This window comes from Shinella sedimenti, assembly GCF_022601905.1.
Taxonomy (GTDB): Bacteria; Pseudomonadota; Alphaproteobacteria; order Rhizobiales; family Rhizobiaceae; genus Shinella; species Shinella sedimenti.
This window is the reverse complement of sequence record NZ_JAKVIN010000009.1, coordinates 251,575-274,843: the sequence shown is the minus strand read 5'-3', so window position 1 is coordinate 274,843 and position 23,269 is coordinate 251,575. Positions and strand designations below refer to the sequence as shown.

17 protein-coding genes are annotated in these 23,269 nt (G+C 63.6%); 13 read left to right on the top strand and 4 right to left on the bottom strand.

Annotated elements, in window-relative coordinates:
• Window positions 1-169: 169 nt before the first annotated feature.
• The 3 genes from MKI86_RS21115 to pdxR form a co-directional block, all read right to left on the bottom strand.
• Window positions 170-763, bottom strand: a complete 594-nt coding sequence (locus tag MKI86_RS21115; RefSeq protein WP_241605013.1) for a general stress protein — start codon at window positions 761-763, stop codon at window positions 170-172.
• A 21-nt stretch (window positions 764-784) separates the two neighbouring features.
• The gene (locus MKI86_RS21110) at window positions 785-1,102 is read right to left on the bottom strand and encodes a PepSY domain-containing protein (RefSeq protein WP_241605010.1); all 318 of its coding nucleotides are present in this window, start codon (window positions 1,100-1,102) and stop codon (window positions 785-787) included.
• A 401-nt stretch (window positions 1,103-1,503) separates the two neighbouring features.
• Window positions 1,504-3,030 (bottom strand): MocR-like pyridoxine biosynthesis transcription factor PdxR, encoded by a 1,527-nt coding sequence (pdxR, locus tag MKI86_RS21105; RefSeq protein ID WP_241605008.1) that lies wholly within the window; start codon window positions 3,028-3,030, stop codon window positions 1,504-1,506.
• Window positions 3,031-3,235: 205 nt separating this feature from the next.
• Here pdxR and bcsN point away from each other — a divergent pair, with 205 nt between their 5' ends.
• The 6 genes from bcsN to MKI86_RS21075 all read left to right on the top strand — a co-directional run bounded on the left by bcsN (window position 3,236) and on the right by MKI86_RS21075 (window position 14,486).
• Window positions 3,236-4,195, top strand: coding sequence for a cellulose biosynthesis protein BcsN (gene bcsN, locus MKI86_RS21100; protein ID WP_241605006.1), 960 nt, complete (start codon window positions 3,236-3,238; stop codon window positions 4,193-4,195).
• Between the two features lie 81 nt (window positions 4,196-4,276).
• The gene (bcsA, locus tag MKI86_RS21095; RefSeq protein WP_241605004.1) at window positions 4,277-6,445 is read left to right on the top strand and encodes a UDP-forming cellulose synthase catalytic subunit; all 2,169 of its coding nucleotides are present in this window, start codon (window positions 4,277-4,279) and stop codon (window positions 6,443-6,445) included.
• Window positions 6,442-8,790 (top strand): cellulose biosynthesis cyclic di-GMP-binding regulatory protein BcsB, encoded by a 2,349-nt coding sequence (locus tag MKI86_RS21090; RefSeq protein ID WP_241605003.1) that lies wholly within the window; start codon window positions 6,442-6,444, stop codon window positions 8,788-8,790. The genes bcsA and MKI86_RS21090 overlap by 4 nt, the downstream gene beginning before the upstream one ends.
• A 155-nt stretch (window positions 8,791-8,945) precedes the next feature.
• Window positions 8,946-11,111: a cellulose synthase gene (locus MKI86_RS21085; RefSeq protein WP_241605001.1), complete on the top strand. Its 2,166-nt coding sequence runs from the start codon at window positions 8,946-8,948 to the stop codon at window positions 11,109-11,111.
• A gap of 144 nt (window positions 11,112-11,255) precedes the next feature.
• Window positions 11,256-12,536: an efflux RND transporter periplasmic adaptor subunit gene (locus MKI86_RS21080; protein WP_241604998.1), complete on the top strand. Its 1,281-nt coding sequence runs from the start codon at window positions 11,256-11,258 to the stop codon at window positions 12,534-12,536.
• Window positions 12,537-12,545: 9 nt separating this feature from the next.
• Entirely contained in the window at window positions 12,546-14,486 is a 1,941-nt protein-coding gene (locus MKI86_RS21075; protein ID WP_241604996.1) for a MacB family efflux pump subunit, read from the top strand.
• 12 nt (window positions 14,487-14,498) lie between these two features.
• On the opposite strand, the gene MKI86_RS21070 is transcribed toward MKI86_RS21075, so the two are convergent.
• Complete coding sequence (locus tag MKI86_RS21070) at window positions 14,499-15,824, bottom strand: MFS transporter (RefSeq protein WP_241604994.1); 1,326 nt, start codon at window positions 15,822-15,824, stop codon at window positions 14,499-14,501.
• A gap of 264 nt (window positions 15,825-16,088) precedes the next feature.
• Between MKI86_RS21070 and cyoA the strand changes: the two genes are divergently transcribed.
• From cyoA to greA, 7 genes are all read left to right on the top strand, one after another.
• The gene (gene cyoA / locus MKI86_RS21065) at window positions 16,089-17,225 is read left to right on the top strand and encodes a ubiquinol oxidase subunit II (RefSeq protein ID WP_241604992.1); all 1,137 of its coding nucleotides are present in this window, start codon (window positions 16,089-16,091) and stop codon (window positions 17,223-17,225) included.
• 101 nt (window positions 17,226-17,326) lie between these two features.
• Entirely contained in the window at window positions 17,327-19,330 is a 2,004-nt protein-coding gene (cyoB, locus tag MKI86_RS21060; protein ID WP_241604990.1) for a cytochrome o ubiquinol oxidase subunit I, read from the top strand.
• Between the two features lie 3 nt (window positions 19,331-19,333).
• Window positions 19,334-19,954, top strand: coding sequence for a cytochrome o ubiquinol oxidase subunit III (gene cyoC / locus MKI86_RS21055; protein WP_241604988.1), 621 nt, complete (start codon window positions 19,334-19,336; stop codon window positions 19,952-19,954).
• Window positions 19,951-20,343, top strand: a complete 393-nt coding sequence (cyoD, locus tag MKI86_RS21050; RefSeq protein WP_241604986.1) for a cytochrome o ubiquinol oxidase subunit IV — start codon at window positions 19,951-19,953, stop codon at window positions 20,341-20,343. Before cyoC ends, cyoD begins: the two co-directional genes overlap by 4 nt.
• A gap of 14 nt (window positions 20,344-20,357) precedes the next feature.
• Window positions 20,358-21,098 carry an SURF1 family protein gene (locus MKI86_RS21045; RefSeq protein WP_241604984.1) on the top strand — a complete coding sequence of 247 codons (741 nt, stop codon included), beginning with the start codon at window positions 20,358-20,360 and terminating at the stop codon, window positions 21,096-21,098.
• A gap of 129 nt (window positions 21,099-21,227) precedes the next feature.
• Complete coding sequence (locus tag MKI86_RS21040) at window positions 21,228-22,685, top strand: CYTH and CHAD domain-containing protein (RefSeq protein ID WP_241604982.1); 1,458 nt, start codon at window positions 21,228-21,230, stop codon at window positions 22,683-22,685.
• An 85-nt stretch (window positions 22,686-22,770) separates the two neighbouring features.
• Window positions 22,771-23,253: a transcription elongation factor GreA gene (gene greA, locus MKI86_RS21035; protein WP_241604980.1), complete on the top strand. Its 483-nt coding sequence runs from the start codon at window positions 22,771-22,773 to the stop codon at window positions 23,251-23,253.
• The last annotated feature ends 16 nt before the right edge of the window (window positions 23,254-23,269 follow it).

Sequence of the window (23,269 nt, the reverse complement as noted above, 5' to 3'; positions counted from 1 at the left end):
AGGCCGCAGGTTCAAATCCTGCCCCCGCAACCAAATCAAAAAGCCCCGCAGGCGTAAGCCGCGGGGCTTTCTCGTTTTTAAAGCACAAGAGCGAACCACAAGACCGCGGCGTCGTCCTCGCTCGACGCTAAAAGGGGAGGGCGGGATGCCCCAACCCCTTTTTTTCGAGTTAACGCCTGTAGCGCAGGCGTTCCTGCTCGATTTCAGCCGGACCATAAGGGTCGAGGGTGTCGTCGAAGCGGGTCCAGCCACTCTCTGCATAGGCCGCGCGCCGCTGGTCGGGATCGACAAGGTTCGAGTTCCGGAGAATGGCTTCAGCTTCGCTGTAGAGACTTTCGTCGACCTTCGCCGTCACCAATGTGCCGCCGCGGCGTACGCCTTCAGCATAGACATGCGCATGGTCTTCGGGAACGCCCGAGTCGGTGAGTGCACCGATAAGGCCGCCCGCCGCGCCGCCGGCGACCGCGCCTGCAACTGCGCCCGCGGCAGTGGCGGCGAGCCAGCCGGCCGCGACCACAGGGCCGACACCGGGGATGGCCATGACGCCGAGCCCGGTCAGAAGGCCGCCGACGCCACCGACGGCAGCACCGATGCCCGCGCCGGCTCCGGCACCTTCAGCCGCATTGCTTTCCCGGTTATGGCGTTCGTCGGCATTGTTGGAAACGATGCTGATGTCGCTGGAGGGCACGCCGCGTGCCTCAAGGGCGCTGACGGCAGCGCTTGCATCGGAATAGTCGTCGAAAAGTCCTGTAACGGTTTTCATGGAAATCTCCTGAATGTGTGATTAGTTGGCGACGATGTTGCCCTGATAGTCGAGGGCCACGCCGACGGCCTTGCCGTCCTTCATCGCCTTGGCCTGCCAGACACCCTTGTCGTCCAGCATCAGGCCGGTGATGTCGGCATAGCCGGCTTCGGACAGACGTTCCTTGGCCTGCTCCTCCGTGAAGCTGTTCGCACCCTCGACAGGAGCAGTCGCGTTCTTGGTGTCGGGCGTGGCGACGGCAGGCGTATCGCCATCCGTGGCGGGAGCGGTGGTCGTCTGGGCAAAGGCGCCAAGTGCGGATGCGCCCATAAAGGCGGCGGCTAGGAGAATTTTTTTCATGATCGTATTCCTCGTTGGAGCCTGAGAGCAGGCCCCTAAGGAACACGCTGCGGGTCGCATGGTTCCGAGGTGCGAGAAATAGAAATAGCGACTCCAGGCATGGAACGGCGAGTAAATCAGTGCGTTACATGCGCATATCGCGTGTATTCTCGTGCGTCATTGGAGATTTTAATGGGACGTGGTCTTCTTTTCTGGCTTTTGGGCATTCCTCTTCCCATCGTCATCCTGCTCGTCCTCTTCTTGAGTTAAACAAAAACAGACAAGGCATCCGTAGTGTGCTTGAGGCATTGCTCGCCAGGTGCGCTGCTTCTGTCGCGGGCCTCACCGCCGGTGCGCCCGGCTTGTTGATGGCCGCTCGTAGCGCGTCACGTTTACCGGCACGTAACCGCGCGCTGCTCCCGCTAAAGGACAGCCTTCGGGGAACTCGCCGAAAGGCCGTTTCGTTGGCTGGCCTCCTGAAGCGCATGCGCCAGTTTTCGGACAGCACGCTCGATCTCATAAGGGGTGTAGGCGGCAAAACCCATGAGGAAGCCGGGTTTTCCGCCCGCGCCGGCATGAAGGGTCGAAAGGCCGAGAAGCGCGATTTCCACCCGCTTTGCCGCGTCCACCACCGCTTGTTCGGGCAGGTCGCAGGTCAGCACACAGGGCATCTGCAAGCCTCCGATGGGCACCTGCGGTTCGATGAAGTCCGAAAGATGCCGTCGGACGAGTGTGGTCAGCACGTCCAGCCGCTCTGTATAGAGGCTGCGCATCGCGCGGACATGCGCGCCGAAATGCCCGGCTTCCATGAAGCGCGCCAGCGTCAGTTGCGTTAGGGAGGCGGTGTGACCGTCCAGCAGGGTGCGCGCTACAGTCATCGGTTTGACGAGCTGGTGCGGCAGGACGACATAACCGATCCGCAGGCCCGGAAAGAGCGCTTTCGTGAAGGTCCCGACATAGATGGTGCGGTCGTGCGGGTCGAGACCCTGTACGCAGGCGGTTGGCTTGCCGGCATAGCGGAACTCGCTGTCGTAATCGTCCTCGATGATCCATGCCTGGTGCCGCGCGGCCCATTCGATCAAGGCGAGGCGGCGATCCAGCGAAAGTGTCGCCCCTGTCGGGAACTGGTGGGACGGCGTGAGGAACGCCGCTTTCGCCTTGCGTGGCGCGGCGAGGATGTCATCGACAACGATACCCTGACGGTCCACGCGAATGGGAATGCAGTCCAGGCCGGCAGCATTGAACGCCTTCCGCGCGCCGTAATAGGCGGGATCTTCGATGAAAATACGCTCTCCGGGGTCAAGGAGCACGGTCGCGCACAGGGCCATGGCCTGTTGCGAGCTGGTCAGTACCAGCACACGGTCGGCCGTGGCGCGTGCACCACGCTCCAGATTGACGTGGTCGGCAATGGCGCGGCGCAGCGGTTCGGCCCCCTGCGGATCGCCATGCAGCAGAGCCTGCGTGCCGGTCTCCTTCAGCACCTGCCGCTCCAGCCGTTCCCAGAGTGCGAGGGGAAAGCTGCGCGTTTCCGGTACGCCGTGCGCGAAAGGTCTTGGCGAAAGCGTTTCCGCCACGCCCCCGTCGCGGAACATGGCGGCACCGCGCTTGCTGAGACTTGGCGCCTGGTTGCGAGGGCAAGTGTCTCGCCGTGTTATGTGACGCCCGGCCGAGAAATCCGTTATCTGCGCGACGAAGCTTCCACTTCCCACGCGCCGATCAATGAAGCCTTCCGCATGCAGCTGGGCATAGGCGGCTTCGATGGTATCGCGGGAAACGCCAAGCGATTTGGCGAGCGCGCGTGAGGCCGGCAGCGGCTTGCCGGCCCCCAAAGCTCCATCGAGGATCAACTGGCGGATGGCGCGCTGGATGCGCGCGTGCAGTGGCATCGCCGCGTGTGCGGGATGAGCGAGCGAGGCCTTTACCGATTCCAGTTGCGAATGCTTGAACAAATGGTCTGCGCTTCTCTCATCAAATGACAAAGGTATCAGGCCATTTGCTTGTCGGGAGTCAAGCCACTGAGCGCAATCGACCTTTTGAGATCATGCAAATCCCCCACCTCGAAGATGCGGTGTCCGCCGTGATGACGCGGCCCGCTCTGGCATGACATTAGATCTTGGGATTTCTATTTGCGGCGCGGCGAAATATGACTAGGGCATGGATGATTCGGCGGCGATTCTGATTTCCCGTCGTGGTGGCCAGCTGCTTCGTGCAGCATCGCTGCTGACGGCCCTTGCTGCGCTGGCCGGCGCCGGTTGCGCAGCGCGTCCGGGCGCGGGTGTGGACTCGATGTCGACCACGGTTCCCGCGACGAGCGCGCTTGTGCTGCCCGCACCGGGCACGCTTTCGATCGTCAGCGTCATTCAGCGCCAGTATACCAATGCCATCGAACAACAGATTGCGCTTTCGACGACCGCCGCCTCATCCGGTCAGAATTTCCTGAGCATCCAGGCCTTCGGCCCGGCGGAAACGGTGGCGCGGCCTGCCGGCGCGCTCGCCTTCAAGCCCGTGCAGCACGGTGCGATCCGCGGCGAAATCCGCAAGTATTTTCCCGGCCGCCAGCTCGTGATCTCCGCCAATTTCGTGCGGAACAGCTATGGTCCCTTTGGCTATGCCTATGGTCGGGGCGCGGGCAACGACGGTTGCCTCTACGGATGGCAGCAGATTCGCTCCGATGTGGCCGATCGCGACAGGCTGCGCGAGCTCGGCATGCTCCAGATCCGTCTGCGCGTTTGCCAGTCGGGCGCCTCTGAGAAGGAACTGGTCGAGCTGATGTACGGCTATACGGTCGTCGGCGGGTTCGCTGGTGCCGCCTGGAACCCCTACGGCAGGCCAGCTCCGGTTGACAGCCAGATCGGCGGCGGCGAGCCGGTGCGGCCGGTTTTCGAGGAGCCGAAGACGGCGGCGGTCACGCAGAACGTCAATCGTGCGGTCGTGACGCGGCGGCCCGTGACGGAAACGCCCGTGCGCGAGACGCAGGCGGCGGTGGACACCGGCGGGAATGCGGTTGTCGTTCCCTCGCCGTCGGGCGGCGCAACCGTTTCGGGCGGCGAAGCCGTCGTCGTGCCGTCGCCTGTCTGTGCGACGGGAGAGGCGGGCGCGGTGAGCTGCAATTGATGTCGGTTGAGCCCTAATTTCTCCTTAACCGTCTTGCGGGTAGTGTCTCGCGATCGCGCCATGACGGCGAAGGGTGGGTAAATGAGACATAGCGGTACCGTCGTATTGTGGGCATGTGTGTCCGCTCTCGTGATTCTCGTAATCACGCTTCCCATCAATCTCCAGACCCAGCTCGTCGCCAGCATAGCCGTCGTGACCTTCATGGCGGTGATCAAGGTTCTGCGCGCCGAGGGCATCTGGCGACTGATCGCACTCGCCTTCGGCACGGCCATCGTCCTGCGCTACGTCTACTGGCGCACCACCAGCACGCTGCCCCCTCTCAACCAGCTGGAAAACTTCATTCCCGGTTTTCTGCTCTATCTCGCCGAAATGTACAGCGTGATGATGCTGGCGCTCAGCCTGTTCGTGGTCGCGCTGCCGTTGCCTTCGCGCAAGGGCAGTGTCACGCCGCTTGAAAGGCTGCCAAGCGTCGATGTGTTTGTGCCCAGCTACAACGAGGATATCGGCCTTCTCGCCAACACGCTGGCTGCTGCCAAGGCGATGGACTACCCGGCCGACAAGATGACGATCTGGCTGCTGGATGACGGCGGCACGGAACAGAAGCGCAATGCGGCGGCTGTCGTGGAGGCGCAGGTCGCGACGGCGCGTCACGCCGAGTTGCAGGCGCTGTGCCGCGATCTTGGCGTCAATTACCTTACGCGCGCGCGCAACGAGCACGCCAAGGCCGGCAACATGAACAACGGCATGCTCCATTCGAAGGGCGAGTTGATCGCGATTTTCGATGCGGACCACGCGCCGGCCCGGGACTTTTTGCGCGAGACTGTCGGCTATTTCGCAGACGATCCGAAACTGTTCCTTGTCCAGACGCCTCACTTCTTCCTCAATCCCGACCCGCTGGAGCGCAACCTGCGCACCTTCGAGAAGATGCCGAGCGAGAACGAGATGTTCTACGGCATCATCCAGCGCGGCCTCGACAAATGGAATGCCTCCTTCTTCTGCGGTTCGGCGGCGGTCCTGCGGCGCACCGCGCTCAATGAGGCGGGCGGCTTCAGCGGTCTGTCGATCACCGAGGACTGCGAGACGGCGCTGGCGCTGCATTCGCGCGGCTGGAACAGCGTCTATGTTGACAAACCGCTGATCGCCGGGCTCCAGCCCGCAACCTTCGCCAGCTTCATCGGCCAGCGCAGCCGGTGGGCGCAGGGCATGATGCAGATCCTGCGCTTCCGCTTTCCGCTCTTCAAGAGCGGTCTCTCGCTGCCGCAACGCCTTTGCTACATGTCGTCCATGCTGTTCTGGCTGTTTCCGTTCCCGCGCACGATCTTCCTGTTCGCGCCGCTTTTCTACCTCTTCTTCGACCTGGAGATTTTCACGGCATCAGGCGGCGAGTTCCTTGGCTATACACTCGCCTACATGCTCGTGAACCTGATGATGCAGAACTATCTCTACGGCTCGTTCCGTTGGCCATGGATTTCGGAACTGTATGAATATGTGCAGAGCGTGCATCTGCTGCCCGCCGTGGTTTCCGTGATGCTCAACCCCACGAAACCGACCTTCAAGGTGACGGCGAAGGACGAGTCGATCGCGGTGGCGCGGCTTTCGGAGATCAGCCGGCCGTTCTTCGTCATCTTCGCCGTGCTGTTCGTTGCGTTCCTCATGAGCATCTACCGGTTCTATGCCGAGCCCTACAAGGCTGATGTCACGTTCGTCGTCGGCGCCTGGAACCTGCTCAACCTGCTGATTGCCGGCTGTGCGCTCGGCGTCGTCTCCGAGCGCAGCGAAAAGGCGGCAAGCCGGCGCGTTACCGTCAAGCGCCGTTGTACCTTTCTCAGCGACGGCCGCGAATATCCTGCCACGCTCGAAAACGTTTCGGCGAACGGCGCGCGCGTGCAGGTCTTCGGCCTTGAGGATCACATTGCGACGGGCGCCGAGGGTGCCCTGCAGTTCAAGCCCTATGGCGGGGATCACGAGGAAGCGCTGCCGGTTGAAATCCGCAACACCGAAACGGCCGGCAATGTCATGGTGATCGGCTGCCGGTTCACGCCGCAGGACGCCCGGCACCATTCGCTCGTCGCCGACCTCATCTTCGCCAATTCCAACCAGTGGAGCGATTTCCAGGTGTCGCGCCGCTACAATCCCGGCATCTTCCGCGGCACGCTTTGGTTCCTCGGGATTGCCGCCTATCAGACGAGCCGGGGGCTGATCTACTTCGCGCGCAGCCTGGGTGGGCGCAAGGGGGAGGCGACGTCGTGAGGTTCGCTCCAGCAGCGGCCGTGGGGCTCGGCCTGTTTCTCGCGCTTTCGGCTTCCACGGCTTTCGCGCAGGAGGCCGCGGTTCCCTTCGACATGACGGGCGAACGCGGTCCGACCGCCGATCAGAAACCGTCCGAAGGCAACAGCGGTACGGCCACGCCAACGACGACACAGGTTGAACAGAAACCGGTCGTGAAGCCGCCCGCGCGGCGTTACATCGTCTCTGCCCCGTCGCTGATGCTGGAAGGCGAGGTCGCCAGCCGCTCTTTCCCGATCTACCTCACAAAAGATGAGGCGGCAGGTGCCGATGCGCTCAACCTCGGCTATTCCAACGCCGTTGTCGTCGCGCCGGAGGCTTCCCGTCTGACGGTCGTGATCAATGACGTGCCCGTCGGAGAAATGCCCGTGCAATCCGCCGAGGGCACGAAGGAGGTGCGGCTCAACCTGCCGGCCGGCCTGCTGCGTCCCGGTATCAACCGCGTCACGTTCAACGCGACACACCGCCACCGGACCGATTGCACCATCCGCTCGACCTATGATCTCTGGACGGCGGTCGATCCGGCGCGCACGTTCCTGACGCTACCGGACGCCCCGACGAGCCGCTTGCAGACCATGGATGATATTCCGGCCATTGGCGTCGGGCCGGCCGGCCAGACGAAGTTCATCATGGTCCTGCCGGAAATGGGCCAGCCTGCTGCCACGAACGCGCTGATGCGCCTCAGCCAGGGCCTCGCCATGATGGCGAAGATGCCCAACCAGACCTTCGATGTCGTCGACACGATGCCGGCGACACTCGGCGCCGGCGAACTGGCGGTGGTGTTGGGCACGGCCGGCGATCTTGCGCCGATCCTGCCGCGCCTGCCCGCGACGGCCGCAAGCTCCGCCGTCGCGACCTTTGTGGATGCGCCGGCGGGGAACGGAAAGGTCCTCGCCGTCAGCGGTCCCGACTGGCCGTCCATCGAAAGTGCCGTGGAAGGCATCGTCTCGCCCATCGACCGGCCGCTCGGGGTTATGCGTGAGGCGCTGAGCGTTCGCCAGCGCAACGCCGCCGAAATGCCGCTCGTTTCTGGCGAGACCACACTGACGCTTGCTGCGCTCGGCGTGCGCACCGGCGAATTCAGCGGCCGCCGTTTCCGCACGGGCTTCGATATCGGCATTCCCTCGGATTTTTATGCCGATGCCTATGGTGAGGCGACGCTTCTGCTCGATGCCGCATATGCGCCCGATGTGCTGCCCGGCAGCCATTTCGATGTTTATGTCAACGGCAACCTCGCCTCCACGGTGCCGTTCAACAGCCGGAACGGCGGCATCTTCCGTCACCTTCCCATTCGCGTGACGATGCGGCACCTGCGGCCCGGCCCCAATCGTATCGATATCGAGGCGATCCTCCTGACGGAGGCCGACGCCGTCTGCGCGCCAGGCGCCAGCGCGCTGCAGGAGCCACGTTTTGCGCTATTCGATTCCTCCGAACTGCGCGTGCCGAACTTCGCCCGTATCGGGCAGATGCCCAGCCTTGCCGCCCTGTCGGGAACCGCGTTCCCCTATAACGGTCAGACCGATCCGGCGGCACTCTATCTCGACCGGCTGGATTCCGACACGCTTTCGACGGGGGCAACATTTCTAGGCCGGCTTGCCGTGTCGGGCGGCCGGGCCTTGCAGGTTCGCCCCGAATCCTCGGCGCTTGCCATCGGCGATCGCAATGCCATCCTGATCGGCACGCTGTCGCAGCTTCCGCCGCTCGTGCTCAGCCAGACGCATATCGCCGCCGAGAGTGCCTCGACCTGGGGCGCGCCCGTGGCGGGCGACAACCAGCGGGCTGGCACGCAGGAAGCCATCGACGAATGGCAGTCACGCGTGCGCGGCGGGGCGTGGCGCAGTCAGGTGGCGGCGTTCCAGACCTGGCTGCAGGAAACTTTCGACATCTCGTTTTCGTCGCTCCGGTTGTTGCCTGGCGAAGAGCAGGAGGTGGTGCCCGACGATAGCGCCCAGTTCCTCATCGCCCAGGGTGACAGCCCGGACCATACGGCGACGTGGACCGTGCTTTCGGCACCGACCGGTGCGAGCCTCAAGGCCGGCATGGCGGCAGTGGCGCAGGATGCCCGCTGGCAGCAGCTGGATGGATACGCGACGCTGGACGACAAGGCCTCCGACAGCCTCGACACGCGTCAGGTCAGCCGCGCCCGGTTTGTGCCCACGCAGCCATGGAGCTTTTCGAACATGCGCCTGATCGCGGCGAACTGGCTGTCCTCCAATATCCTGTCCTATGCGTTGGCGTTCTGCGGCCTCTCTCTGCTCCTCGGCATGGCGACCTGGGGTCTGTTGCGTCGGTTCGGACGGCAATCGTGATCGGTATGTTTACCGTCGGTTAACCCTACTGGGCTTTTATCGGTGCGAGTTGGCTCTTTATGGCGGACACGGAGACGTTGCCGCCGTTCATGACGCATGGTGTCGTCACGGGTAAGCCGGAGCCGGATGTGGAAAATGACCGAAGGAAATTCGGGATGAAGTCGATCCTGATGGCGCTCGTCCTTATTTCCGCCGGCGCGGCAAGCGTCGCCGGCTTGTCATTCCGGCTGCCCGGCGATCAGCCGCAGGATGTGCTGCGCATGGCCGCGGGTGGAGACACGCGCGGAAAGGCGGAAAAGAGCCCCCGCGTGGAACTCGCGCAAGCCAACGGCGGCGCGCAGCACGTTCCGGCCAACCAGAACACGACGGCGGACCAGCCAACCGATACGACGCAGGCCAAACCTGCGGTAGACGAGAGCGCCCTGCGCTACTTCGCGTCCCGCGGCGACACGGTCCGGCTGAACGCCGAGATCGCCCGCCTGCGCTCCCTCTACCCGACCTGGACTCCGCCGGAAAATCCGCTCGCCATTCCCGAGAACGAGGACAAGCAGCTTGAGGCGATGTGGGCGCTCTACAGCCAGTCCCGTTATGCCGATGTCCGTGCGGCGATCGCCAGTCGTCAGAAGGAAGATCCCCAGTGGACGCCGCCCGCCGACCTCGTTGAGCGTCTCGATATCGCCGAGAAGCGGACAGCGCTGATTGCTGCTTCCAATGCGGGCAACAGTCAGGAAGTCGTGCGTCTTGGTGCAGAGACGCCAAGCCTGCTGACCTGTAGCGATGCGGATGTGCTCTGGCGCGTTGCCGAAGCCTTCGTGAAGGTCGATCGGGTGCCGCGCGCCAAGGATGCCTTCGGCTACATGCTCGACAATTGCACGGATGGACCGATCCGGCTTGCGACCGTGCAGAAAGCGGCCGCCGTGCTTGGCTATGCCGACATGCAGGACCTGCTGGCGCGCGAGCGGATTGCCGCGGACGGCGCCAAGGAATTCGATACGCTGCGTCCCGATCTCGCGCGCCGTTTCGTCAGCGAAGGCGACAATGAGCCGAAGCTGACCGTCGCGCCGGAATATCTGAAGATTGTCGAGAAGCTTCTGACCGATGACGGTCTCGCGTCCGATGCGCTGCTGCTTGGCTGGTATCATCTTCGCCGCGACGAGAATGCGCTGGCCGAGCCGTTCTTCCGCAAGGCGCGCTCGATCGAGGATTCCGCCTCGGCCGCCCAGGGCCTGTCGCTCATCTTGCTGGCCCGCAAGCAGCCGGCGGAAGCGGAGGACGTGATGTATGCCTGGCGCACCAGCTCCGACCAGGCGATGGAAACCTATCTTGCCGCCACTGCCAACCTGATGGCGCTCGATCCGATACCGACCCTCGACGCCACGGTGCTCAACCGCATCGCTCAGGTGACGGTGGAGGAAAAGCATCCCGAGACAGGCGAGCAGTTCGGCTGGTACGCGCTCGCGATGGACCAGCCACGCACGGCGGAGGAGTGGTTCTCGCAGGTTCTGCGCTGGAAGGCGGACTACGAGCCTGCTGCCTACGGTCTGGGTGTGGCGCGTCTTCGTCTTGAGGACAAGGCAGGTCTTGCGGCAGTCAAGCAGGCTTGGGCGAACCGTTCGCAACGCATTGCCCGGCTGGGCGAGGCCGATACAGGCAACGACGCGGCACCCCTTCGCCGCGAGCGGGAGCAGCGCCCGGTGGCTGTCGACCGACGCGTGCCTGAACGCGAAGTCGTGGCCGAGGCGCGTCCGGCGCTTGTCGAGGACGTCTCAACGAGGACACAGCGCACCGGCCGTACGACGGCACGCAGCACGGCAAGCGCAGAATGCCGCGCGACACGCGATCCCGCGGGCCTTCCGCCGGCCCGCGCCCTGTCGCTGGGCTGGTGCCTGATGGAAAAGAACCGCCCCATGGAGGCCGCGCAGGCCTTTGAAGTGGCGCTGGGCGGACAGGGCTCGGTGCGCAGCGATGCGGCCTATGGCCAGAGCCTTGCCTATCTCCGTGCCGGCCTGACCAGCGATGCCGCGGTCGCCGCCACCAAGGCAAAGCTCGAGCAACGGCGCGGCGCCGAACTCCAGTCTGCCATCCTTGCCGACCGTGCCGTTGCCAGCTTCCGTGCGCAACGCTACCGCGAGACGCTGGCCTATCTCGATCAGCGTCGGCAGGTCCAGGCCGAGCCGGCCGACCTGATGGTCATGCGCGCCTATGCCTACAAGAATCTCGGCATGCGGGGAGACGCCTATCGTCTCTTCGAGGCACTTGGCGAGACGGGCCGGCAGGATGCAATCCGTGCGCTGGCGGAATTGCGCGACGAGCGTCGCTAAGTTCGGCCCGGCCAGCGCCTGAAGGCATACTTACAGGAAACATTACGAAAATATAATGATCCCAAAGGGTTCTCCTTTCGGAGCATCGGTGCCACATGTCTTTGTAAGGGACATGGAGGCACGGCCTCGACCATTGGAAGACGGATGAGCAAGAGCGCACGACCGAAAGAGGATGCAAGGGCCGCCGATGATGCGGGCCGGACCAATGTGACATTCATGCCAGGCGCGGTGCCGCCGCGGCGGCGCAAACGCTCGCGGACATGGCTGTGGCTGGGGCTTGCCGTCCTTCTCGCCGGCGCCGGTTATTACGGCTGGCGGACTTACACGCCGGCCGAGACGGCAGCCGCCGTCGTTACCGAGGCCGTGGTGCGTGGCGATATCGAGAATGCGGTCACCGCCGTCGGTACGCTGGAAGCGGTCAAGTCCGTCGATGCTGGCGCGCAGGTCTCCGGCCAGCTGAAGGCGCTGCATGTCGCCATTGGCGACAAGGTCGACAAGGATACGCTCCTTGCCGAGATCGATCCCGCGACCATCGAGAACCGCATGGAGATCAACCGTGCGGAGCTTGCCAATCTTCAGGCCCAGCTCGAATCCAAGAAAGCGCAGCTCACCTTCAGGCAGGCCAATATCGCCCGCCAGCGCAATCTCGTGGCCGGCAGCGCCGCCGCTCAGCAGGCGCTCGATCAGGCCGTAGCCGATCTGGCAGCCGCCGAGGCGGACGTGAATGCGACCGAGGCGCAGATCCGCAAGCAGCAGGCGACGATCGCCGGCGACGACGTGGACCTCAGCTACACCAAGATCTATGCGCCGATGGCCGGCACCGTCGTTTCCAACCCGGTGAAGGAAGGCCAGACGCTGAACGCCGCCCAGTCGGCACCCACCATCGTCACCATCGCGGACCTCTCGACCATGACGGTGCGCGCCGAGGTCTCGGAGGCCGATGTCGGCCGCCTGAAGGTCGGCATGGAGGCCTATTTCACGCTGCTCGGCCAGCCCGGCAAGCGTTTCACCGGCACGCTCCGCCAGATCGAGCCGACGCCGACCGTCGAGAACAATGTCGTCCTCTACAATGCGCTGTTCGACGTGCCGAACCCGGACGGCGAGTTGATGACGTCCATGAGCGCGCAGGTCTTCTTCGTGCAGGCGGCTGCCCGCGATGTGCTGATCGTGCCGAACGGTGCGGTGAGCATGAAGCGCGCCGAAGGCGGCGGCAAGCCGCAGGCGCAGGTGACCGTCGTCAAGGCCAACGGCGCGACGGAGACCCGTTCCGTCGAAACAGGCATCCGCAACCGCGTCAGCGTCGAGATCAAGAGCGGGCTGGAAGAGGGCGAACGCGTCGTCGTATCCCCGACGTCCGAAGGCGGCTCGGCCCGTGGCGGCAGGGGCGGACAGGGTCGCGGCATGCGCATGCCGTCGATGTTCTGAGGTGCTGACATGGCACCGCTGATCTCGCTTCAGGACGTCACCAAGACCTATTTCAACGACGGCTTCGCCGTGGAGGTGCTGCACGGCGTCTCGCTGGATATCGAGGCCGGCGAGTTCGTCGCGATCATCGGTCAGTCCGGTTCCGGCAAGTCGACGCTGATGAATATCCTCGGCTGTCTCGATCAACCGACGAGCGGCGATTACCGCATCGACGGCGAGCCGGTTTCCGACATCGACAGCGACGACCTCGCGGCGCTCCGACGCCGCACCTTCGGCTTCGTCTTCCAGAGCTACAACCTCATCCCGACGGCAAGCGCCCTGGAGAATGTCGAGGTCCCCGCGATCTATGCCGGACTTCCCGCGCGTGATCGACAGGAGCGCGCGGAAAGGCTGCTCGGCTCGCTAAAGCTCGGCGACCGGCTGGATCATCGCCCCAACCAGCTTTCAGGCGGCCAGCAGCAGCGTGTTTCGATTGCGCGCGCGCTGATGAACGGCGGCCGCGTCATTCTCGCTGACGAGCCGACCGGCGCGCTCGACAGCCAGAGCGGCGAAGAGGTCATGGCGCTCTTGCGCAAGATGCACGAGGACGGCCACACGGTCATCCTGATCACCCACTCGCGCGAGGTGGCGGAGGCCGCCGACCGGTTGATCGAGATTCGTGACGGCACCATCATCTCGGACCACGCGCGAAAGCCGCGATCCGCGTCATCTGCTGCCGCCGGCCTGCAGAAGGCGGTGCGCGACGGATCGGCCGCGATTGCCGATCTCTCCGAAGCCGTGAAGATGGCCTTCCGGGCCCTGCACGCCAACCTGTTCCGTACCGTGCTGACATTGCTCGGCATTGTCATCGGCGTCGGATCGGTCGTGGCGATGCTGGCCATTGGTACGGGCGCACAGAACTCCGTGCTCGACCGTATCTCCGCGATGGGATCGGACCTGCTCCTTGTCCGTCCCAGCATGGCCAACTTTCGGGGTGGTGGAAGCGCGCCGGTGACCCTTATCCCGGCGGATGCCGACGCCATCCTCGAGGTGCCGAACGTCGCCTTCGCGGTGCCGGAAATGACGAGCACGCTCACCGTGCGCTACGGCAATGTCGATTACCAGACCACCGCAAACGGCACGGTGCCGGCCTTTCCGCGCGCGAAATCCTGGGCGGTGGCGTCGGGCGAATTCATCAATGCCGAGGATATGAATACCTATGCCCCGGTGGCCGTGCTCGGCCAGACGGTTGCGAAGACGCTGTTTACCAACGGCGAAAACCCGCTTGGCCAATATGTGCTCGTGAACAAGATCCCGTTCCAGGTCATTGGCGTCATGGCGGAAATGGGCGCGACCGCCGGCGGCAACGATCAAGACGACGTGATGCTGGTGCCGCTGTCGACCGGCAGCATGCGGCTCTTCGGACAGCGCAACGTGCGCACCATCACCGTGCAGGTGCAGGACGCCACCGCCATCGATCAGACACAGGACACCATCCAGGCGCTGCTCGACGAGCGCCACAAGGCGCAGGATACGCAGATCACCAACATGTCCTCGGTGCGCGAGGCCTTCACCGAGACGTCGAACACGATGAAGCTGTTCCTGGGCTCGGTTGCGGCGATCTCGCTGCTCGTTGGCGGTATCGGGGTGATGAACATCATGCTTGTGAGCGTGCGCGAGCGTACCCGCGAGATCGGCGTGCGTATGGCCACGGGCGCGCGTCAGCGCGATATCCTGTTGCAGTTCCTCATCGAGGCGCTGGTGGTCTCGGCGATCGGCGGCGCCATCGGTGTCGTGCTGGGCCTGTCCATCGGCGGCATCGCACAGGCTTTCGGCATGCCGGTGAGCTTCACGGTCGGGCCGGTCGCGCTCGCCTTTGCCTGCTCGTTCCTGACCGGGCTGGTCTTCGGTTATCTGCCGGCCCGTAACGCATCGCGCTTGCAGCCGGCAGTCGCGCTGAGCGCAGACTGATGTCATCCGGCCTCAGTTCCGGTCTAGCGCCCTTGTCAGCGTGAGGGCTGCAATGGTGCAGATCGCGCCTGAGATCAGGTAACCGCCGATGAAGATGATGCCGAAGCTGCTGGCGAGACCAAGCGCCACCAGCGGTGCAAAACCCGCGCCGACCAGCCAGGCGAGGTCGGAGGTGAGGGCGGCACCGGTATAGCGGTAGGGCTGCGAGAAGCGTGAGGATACGGCGCCGGAGGACTGGCCGAAGCTCAGCCCCAGAATGAAGAAACCGATCAGGATGAAGGCATCCTGCCCCTTGCCACCGGCATCCAGCAGGAAGGGCGCCGAGAACGAGAAGATCGCGATCAGGATCGCACCGGCCATCAGCTGGTTGCGCCGGCCGATCCGATCGGCAAGCAGGCCCGACAGCACGATGCCGACGGCGCCGAGTGCTGCACCCGCAACCTGCACCCACAGAAACTGTGCCGCCGACTGCCCGCCCGTCAAAGTGACCCAGGAGAGCGGGAAGATGGTGACGAGGTGGAACATCGCAAAGCTTGCCAACGGCACGAAGGCGCCGAGAACGACGTCGGTGCTGTGCTTGCTCAGCATTTCGAACACCGGCCGCGCCTGCAGCTCCTGCGCTTCCATCGCCGCGCCGAATTCCTTGCTGGCGACGATGCGCAGCCGCGCGAAGAGTGCCACCACGTTGATCGCGAAGGCGACTAAGAACGGATAGCGCCAGCCCCAGGAGATGAAGTCCTCCTGCGAGAGCGTGCTGACGAAATAGCCGAACAGGACGCTGGCCAGCGCAAAGCCGATGGGCGCGCCGAGCTGCGGGATCATGGCGTACCAGCCGCGCCGGCTTTCCGGGGCGCTGAGATTGAGCAGCGAGGCGAGACCGTCCCATGCTCCGCCGAGCGCGAAACCTTGCCCCAGGCGGAAGAGCGCCAGCAGGGCGACGGCCCAGTAGCCGATCGTGTCATACCCCGGCAGGAAGGCGATGGACGCCGTCGAGCCGCCGAGGATGACGAGCGCGGTCGTCAGCTTCGTGCCGCGGCCGTAATTGCGATCGATCCACATGAAGACGAAGGAGCCGATCGGGCGGGCGAGGAAGGCCAGCGGGAACAGCGCGAAGGACATCAGCGTCGCGACCACCGGATTGGGCGCGAAGGGGAAGATCAGCTTGGGAAAGACCAGGATAGACCCGAGGCCGTAGACGAAGAAGTCGAAGAACTCGGAGGTTCGGCCGATGACCACGCCGATGGCGACGCTGCCGGGCGACAGCGGCTTGTCGTCCTCGTGCATGCGGCGCGCGTCGCGCTCCATACCGGACGAGGTGGGATTGATGGCCGAACTCATGAACTCCTCCGTGTGGATTTGCGTCATGTGGTTAGAATGTTGATCAATCGGTGGCCGATGGCAAGGACTACCTTGCGAATGAGTCATTGGTCGCCAAATTGACAGAGGGCATTTCTATTGCGCTAGTACAATCGCGCATCGACAGATAGTCCCTTATTGACTACCCTCCTGCGACAGAATGCTGCGCTGCGACGATGGACCTCATTTCCAAAGCCGCCTGTGCGCGATTATTGCCGACTAGACAGAACGCAAGTTGAGGCCGAAATGCCGAAGCAATTCAGTTTAGCCAGTCGATTCACCGTCTTTGCCCTTATGCTCGCCACTTTGAGTGGTTGCGATCTCGTGGTCATGTCTCCATCAGGTGATATTGCGGCGCAGCAAAGAGATCTGATCGTCATCTCGACGATCCTGATGCTGGTGATCATCATTCCCGTGATTTTTCTCACGCTGTTTTTCGCCTGGCGATACCGCCAGTCGAACACGGCCGCCACATATGATCCGGAATGGCACCATTCCACCGGCCTGGAAGTGGTGATCTGGTCGGCGCCGCTCGCCATCATCATCGCGCTCGGGGCGATCACCTGGGTCAGCACCCACAAGCTCGATCCCTACCGTCCGCTCGATCGCATCGACGCGGCGCGGCCGGTGACGGAAGAGATGAAGCCGATCACCGTAGAGGTGGTCGCGCTCGACTGGAAATGGCTGTTCTTCTATCCGGATTACGGCATCGCCACCGTCAACGAGATGGCGGCCCCCGTCGATGTGCCGATCAACTTCAAGCTCACGGCCTCGTCCGTGATGAATTCGTTCTACATCCCGGCGCTTGCCGGCATGATCTATACGATGCCGGGCATGGAGACGAAGCTGCACGCGGTCATCAACAAGCCGGGCGAGTATGACGGCCTCTCGTCCAATTTCAGCGGCGATGGCTTTTCGCATATGCGCTTCAAGTTCCACGGCGTCGACCAGGCCGGCTTCGATGCCTGGGTCGCCCGCGTCAAGCAGAACGGAACCGCGCTCAACCGCGACGCTTACCTGAAGCTCGAAAAGCCGAGCGCGAAGGAACCCGTTCGCTACTTCGCCACGGTCGAAAACGGTCTCTACGAGGCCGTGCTCAACATGTGCGTGCGCGAAGGCCAGATGTGCATGAAGGACATGATGCACATCGACATGATGGGCGGCGGCGGCAAGGACAGCCACGACAACAAGGAACGCCTCCGGCACGACGACCGCTTCGTCAGTGACGCGCGCCCGAAGGCCGACATCCCGGTCGAGCAGCTGCTTGCGTCCCTTGAGCAGGATATCTGCCGCACCGAGCCGGGCGAAGCCCTGACGCTGGATGCGGACGGCAAGCTGCCGGCGACCGAGTTCATGAAGTACAGCCCGCGCGCGACGCAGTAGCGCCCGCGCCTTCCGGAACCGGCTCCCGCGGTTCCGGCGCATCTGTAGAAACCCATGGCCTGCCAGTCCCGGGCCGCAGTCTGTAAAGTTTGGACCACCCCATGTTTGGTGACATCAGCCTCACGCAATTCATCTTCGGCCGGCTTACCTGGGAAGCGATCCCCTATCATGAGCCGATCCTTGTCGTGACCTTTGCGGTCGTGGCGCTCGGCGGCCTCGCCATCCTCGGCCTGATCACGAAGTTCAAGCTCTGGGGCTATCTCTGGCACGAGTGGTTCACCAGCGTCGATCACAAGAAGATCGGCATCATGTACATCATCCTTGCCATCATCATGCTGCTGCGCGGCTTTGCCGACGCCATCATGATGCGCATCCAGCAGGCAATCGCCTTCAATGGCAACGAGGGCTATCTCAATCCACATCACTACGACCAGATCTTCACCGCCCATGGCGTGATCATGATCTTCTTCGTGGCGATGCCTTTCGTCACCGGCTTCATGAACTATGTCGTGCCGCTTCAGATCGGCGCGCGCGACGTCTCGTTCCCGTTCCTCAACAATTTCTCCTTCTGGATGACGACGGCCGGCGCCGTCATCATCATGATGTCGCTGTTCGTGGGCGAGTTCGCCCGCACCGGCTGGCTCGCCTATCCGCCGCTGTCGGGCGCGGATTACAGTCCGGGCGTCGGCGTCGATTATTACATATGGGGCCTTCAGGTGGCGGGCGTGGGGACCACGCTTTCAGGCATCAACCTCATTGCGACCATCGTGAAGATGCGCGCGCCCGGCATGACCTTCATGAAGATGCCGATCTTCACCTGGACGTCGCTCTGCACCAACATCCTGATCGTCGCCACCTTCCCGATCCTCACCGCCACGCTCGCGTTGCTTTCGCTCGACCGCTACGTCGATACGAACTTCTTCACGAATGACCTCGGCGGCAATCCGATGATGTATATCAACCTCATCTGGATCTGGGGCCATCCGGAAGTCTACATCCTCGTCCTGCCGGCCTTCGGCATTTTCTCAGAGGTGGTCGCCACCTTCAGCGGCAAGCGCCTCTTCGGCTATGCCTCGATGGTCTACGCCACCTGCGTCATCATGATCCTGTCCTATCTCGTGTGGCTGCACCACTTCTTCACGATGGGCTCGGGCGCGTCGGTGAACGCCTTCTTCGGCATCACCACCATGATCATCTCGATCCCGACGGGGGCGAAGATGTTCAACTGGCTCTTCACCATGTATCGCGGGCGCATCCGCTACGAAGTGCCGATGCTGTGGACGATCGGCTTCATGGTGACCTTCGTCATCGGCGGCATGACGGGCGTGATGCTCGCGATTCCGCCGGCCGATTTCGTGCTGCACAACTCGCTCTTCCTCATCGCCCATTTCCACAACGTCATCATCGGCGGCGTGCTGTTCGGCCTGATGGCGGGGGTCGTCTACTGGTTCCCGAAGGCCTTCGGCTACAAGCTCGATCCCTTCTGGGGCAAGATGAGCTTCTGGTTCTGGCAGATCGGCTTCTTCTTCGCCTTCATGCCGCTCTATGTGCTCGGCCTGATGGGTGTCACGCGCCGCGTCAGCCAGTTTGAGGACCCGTCGCTGCAGATATGGTTCATCATCGCCGCCTTCGGTGCTGCGCTGATCGCCATCGGCATCGCCTCCTTCATCATCCAGCTCGTCGTCAGCTACCTGAAGCGCGACCAGTTGCGCTGCGACACCGGCGATCCGTGGAACGGCCGCACCCTGGAATGGTCGACGTCCTCGCCGCCGCCGGACTACAACTTCGCCTTCACGCCGGTCGTGCACGATCATGACAGCTGGTACGACATGAAGAACCGCGGCTACGAGCGCCCGCTTGAAGGCTTCAAGCCGATCCACATGCCGAAGAACACCGGCACGGGCATCATCCTATCCGGCATCAGCATTGTGCTGGCCTTCGCTCTGATCTGGTACATCTGGTGGCTGGCGGCTGTCTCCTTCATCACGCTCATCGCGGTGTCGATCGCCCATACGTTCAACTACGACCGCGACTTCTTCATCCCCGCCGAGACCGTGACGGCGACGGAAGATGCGCGCACGAAACTGCTTGCAGAACGGACCTGAGCCATGAGCGCGACCCAAGTCCAAGAGACCGAAAAGCCGCAGTTCTATCTGACGGACGACCATCACCCGGAAAACAGCACCAATCTGGGTTTCTGGCTCTACCTGATGAGCGACTGCCTCATCTTCGCCGTGCTGTTTGCCACGCACGGCGTGCTCGGCCGCAACTATGCGGCCGGCCCGTCGCCGGCCGATCTGTTCGACCTCAACCTCGTCGCCATCAACACGGCGCTGCTGCTCTTCTCCTCCATCACCTATGGCTTCGCCATGCTGCAGATGGAGCGTGGCGCCAAGATGGAAACGCTCGTCTGGCTCGGCATTACCGGCGTCTTCGGCGCGGCCTTCCTGGCGGTGGAAATCTACGAGTTCCACCATCTCATCGCGGAAGGCGCGGGCCCGACCCGCTCGGCCTTCCTGTCGTCCTTCTTCACGCTGGTGGGTACGCACGGCCTGCACGTCACCTTCGGCATCATCTGGCTGATCACGCTGATGGTGCAGGTGTCGAAACGTGGCCTGATCCCGGAAAACCGTCGCCGGCTGATGTGCCTGTCGATGTTCTGGCACTTCCTCGACGTCATCTGGATCGGCGTCTTCTCCTTCGTCTATCTGTTGGGAGTCCTCGGATGAGCTCGAATCATGAAAGCGCTTCTGACGTGCACCACGCCCACAGCCACGGTCACGAGGCCGCCCACGGGTCCTTCAAGAGCTATGTGACCGGCTTCATCCTGTCCGTCATCCTGACGGCCATCCCCTTCTGGCTGGTCATGGGGGGTGTGCTCGATAGCAAGCTCCTGACCGCCGTTCTCGTCATGGGCATCGGTGTCGTGCAGATCTTCGTGCACATGATCTATTTCCTGCACATGAACACGCGCTCCGAGGGCGGCTGGACGATGATGGCGCTGATCTTCACGCTCGTCATCGTCGGCATCGCGATTGCGGGCTCCCTCTGGGTCATGCATCATCTCAACACGAACATGATGCCCATGACCCACGAGATGATGAAGAACATGCCCTGACGGGCGGAGCCGACATGAAGACGGATGAGGAAGGGCTGCAGGACGGCGGGCAACCATCGCCCCGCGCCCGCAGAGTTCTCACGGCATTCCTCCTGCTGCTCGTCGCCGTGTTCGTGGGGCTCGGGTCCTGGCAGGTGCAGCGGCTCTTCTGGAAGCTCGATCTGATCGCTCGGGTGGATGCCCGCGTGCATGCCGATCCGGTGCCGGCCCCGGCCGGCCCGGTCGATGCGGCCGCGGACGAATATCGCCATGTCACTGCCACCGGTCTTCTCGAACACGACAAGACCGTGCTCGTACAGGCCGTCACGGAGCGCGGCGCGGGTTTTTGGGTGGTGACGCCGCTGCGGACAGATGGCGGCGGTCCGACGATCCTCATCAATCGCGGCTTCGTACCTGCCGACCGCAGCGGCGAGGATGCGCGTCTCGCCAGCGCGCTGGCTGCCGGTCCGGTCACGGTCACGGGCCTGCTGCGGATCACCGAGCCGGGCGGCGGTTTCCTGCGCGCCAATGATCCCGCGGGCGACCGCTGGTTCTCGCGAGACGTTGCCGCCATCGCCGCGGCCAAGGGGCTCCGGAATGTCGCGCCCTATTTCATCGATGCGGATGCAACGCCAAATCCGGGCGGTCTTCCAGTCGGCGGCCTGACCGTCGTGACCTTCCGCAACAGCCATCTCGTTTATGCGCTGACCTGGTATGCGCTGGCGCTCATGAGCGTGGTCGCGGCCTACAGCGTCCACCGTCGTCGCTTCGTCTAAAAACTCCGCTACATCTGCCTGCAGAATCAGTCGCCGGCTTGCCGGCGGTGGTTGAATGTGTCGCTTGCCTTGCAGGGTCGAAGGGAAGATCCTGCTGATGGCTCTGGCGTGGGATGATGGGAGCAAACTTTGGGACAGGATGTCGAACTGAAGCTCGATCTCGCCGGTGAGGAGATCGTCGATCTCGTGGCGGCCGGTCTTGTGTCCGGTGAGCCCGTCGTGCTTGCGCGGCATGTTGTCTATTACGATACGCCGGATCGCGCCCTGCGCGCCGCCGGCTTTTCGCTTCGCATCCGCAAGGATGCGGAAGGGTATGTCCAGATCGCCAAGGCTGTCGGTGGCGGTATCGCAAGTGTCTTTGCCCGCCCGAAATGGGAGCGAAACGTCGAGAACGATACACCCGTTCTCGATGACACCACGCCGATCCGGGCGTTTCTTGGCCGGCGCGCCGATGAGATCCAGCCTGTCTTTGAAGTCGCAACCGAGCGTCGCCGCTGGTCCGTCCTCTGGGAAGGGACGCGCATCGAGATGGCTCTCGACCGGGGCAGTATCGTGGCCGGCGACCGGAAGGCGCCTATCGCCGAGATCAAGTTGAAGCTGGAGGACGGAAAACCGGATGGCCTCTTCTCCTTTGCCCGACGGTTGGGCGCGGTCATGCCGCTGCGGCTGGGTGTGCTGAGCAAGGCGGAGCGCGGCTACGGGCTGACGGCGTCCCCGGCGCGCGCGGTGAAGGCCGATCCGGTCGCGCTTGTTGCCGACATGAGCGTTTCCGCCGCCTTCCGCACCATCGCGCATGCCTGCATCAGGCAGTTTCGCATGAACGAGGACCTGATGGAGGACGGGGGAGAAGACGCGGTGCATCAGGCGCGTGTCGCCCTGCGGCGGCTGCGCTCTGCGTTCTCCGTGTTCAATCTATTGCTGGAGGGCGAGACCGGCGCGCGCCTGGCCGATGAGGTTAAATGGCTGGCGGGCGTGCTCGGCAGCGTGCGCGATCTCGACGTGCTGGTGGCCCGCTGCAAGGATGATGCGTTGCGCGCACGGCTGGCAGAGGCGAGGGCGACCGCGTTCCGTGAAGCCGCCGCCACTCTCGCCGGACCGCGTGCCCGCGCACTGATGCTGGACGTTGAAGAGTGGCTGGTTTGCGGTTCCTGGCAAACGCAACGTCGCACACGCGAAATTCGCACGCAGCCGCTAGCGGATTTCGCCGCCGGTGCGCTCGATCGGCTGCGGCGCAAGGTCAAGAAGGGTGGCCGCGATCTGGCCGACGTGGACGACGAGGCCCGTCATGCCGTGCGCAAGGATGCCAAGAAGCTTCGCTATGCCGCAGGTTTCTTCGCCGCCTTGTTTGATCGAAAGCGCCAGAAGCGGCGGTATGGCCGCTTCATCGATGCGTTGGAAGCCTTGCAGGATCGTCTGGGCGTGCTGAATGACACGGCCGATATGCCGGAGGTTCTCGCTCGCCTCGGCTTTGACGAGAAAGCGCTTACGGCCTTCACCAAGACGGAACCGCAAAGCTCGGCGGGTATGCTCGCCGCAGCGGCGGAAGCGCATGAGGCGCTGATCGATACCAAGCGCTTCTGGCGCTAGACAGGCGATGGATTGCACGCATTGCTTTGCAAAGTAGCCCGCACTTCCCTACATATTGGCGTTGGTCGTCAAACGGAGTTCAGGCGTGAGCGTCGCATTCGTCAAGGAAGAGAGCGCGGAAACCGCAGCGGAAACCCAGCTGCCGGATCGGCCCATCTCACCGCATCAGAACCTCGTGACGGAAACGGGTCTGAAGGCGCTCGAAGCGCAGTTGCAGGCGGCGCGCGAGGCTTTCGAGACGGCCAATGCGCTCGAGGATGTGAACGAACGCCGCCGCCAGACAGCCGGCCCCTTGCGCGACCTTCGGTATCTTGTCGAACGGCTGCGCACCGCCCAGCTCGTGCCGGCGCCGACGGCAAACGATGTCGTCGCCTTCGGCAGTACCGTGACTTTCAGCCGGGATGACGGGCGCGTGCAGACCTACCGTATCGTCGGCGAGGATGAGGCCGACCCGAAGGCGGGTTCGATTTCCTATGTCTCGCCCGTCGCGCGCAAGCTGATGGGCAAGGCGGTCGGCGATGTCGTCACGGTGGGCGAGCAGGAACTCGAGATCGAGACGATCGCCTGAAACCAAAAAGGGCCGG

What these genes read in the sequence shown, in the direction of transcription:
- MKI86_RS21115 (WP_241605013.1), bottom strand. Translation starts at nt 763, where the DNA reads ATGAAAACCGTTACAGGACTTTTCGACGACTATTCCGATGCAAGCGCT.
- MKI86_RS21110 (WP_241605010.1), bottom strand. Translation starts at nt 1,102, where the DNA reads ATGAAAAAAATTCTCCTAGCCGCCGCCTTTATGGGCGCATCCGCACTT.
- bcsN (WP_241605006.1), top strand. Translation starts at nt 3,236, where the DNA reads ATGGATGATTCGGCGGCGATTCTGATTTCCCGTCGTGGTGGCCAGCTG.
- bcsA (WP_241605004.1), top strand. Translation starts at nt 4,277, where the DNA reads ATGAGACATAGCGGTACCGTCGTATTGTGGGCATGTGTGTCCGCTCTC.
- MKI86_RS21085 (WP_241605001.1), top strand. Translation starts at nt 8,946, where the DNA reads ATGAAGTCGATCCTGATGGCGCTCGTCCTTATTTCCGCCGGCGCGGCA.
- MKI86_RS21080 (WP_241604998.1), top strand. Translation starts at nt 11,256, where the DNA reads ATGAGCAAGAGCGCACGACCGAAAGAGGATGCAAGGGCCGCCGATGAT.
- MKI86_RS21075 (WP_241604996.1), top strand. Translation starts at nt 12,546, where the DNA reads ATGGCACCGCTGATCTCGCTTCAGGACGTCACCAAGACCTATTTCAAC.
- MKI86_RS21070 (WP_241604994.1), bottom strand. Translation starts at nt 15,824, where the DNA reads ATGAGTTCGGCCATCAATCCCACCTCGTCCGGTATGGAGCGCGACGCG.
- cyoA (WP_241604992.1), top strand. Translation starts at nt 16,089, where the DNA reads ATGCCGAAGCAATTCAGTTTAGCCAGTCGATTCACCGTCTTTGCCCTT.
- cyoB (WP_241604990.1), top strand. Translation starts at nt 17,327, where the DNA reads ATGTTTGGTGACATCAGCCTCACGCAATTCATCTTCGGCCGGCTTACC.
- cyoC (WP_241604988.1), top strand. Translation starts at nt 19,334, where the DNA reads ATGAGCGCGACCCAAGTCCAAGAGACCGAAAAGCCGCAGTTCTATCTG.
- cyoD (WP_241604986.1), top strand. Translation starts at nt 19,951, where the DNA reads ATGAGCTCGAATCATGAAAGCGCTTCTGACGTGCACCACGCCCACAGC.
- MKI86_RS21045 (WP_241604984.1), top strand. Translation starts at nt 20,358, where the DNA reads ATGAAGACGGATGAGGAAGGGCTGCAGGACGGCGGGCAACCATCGCCC.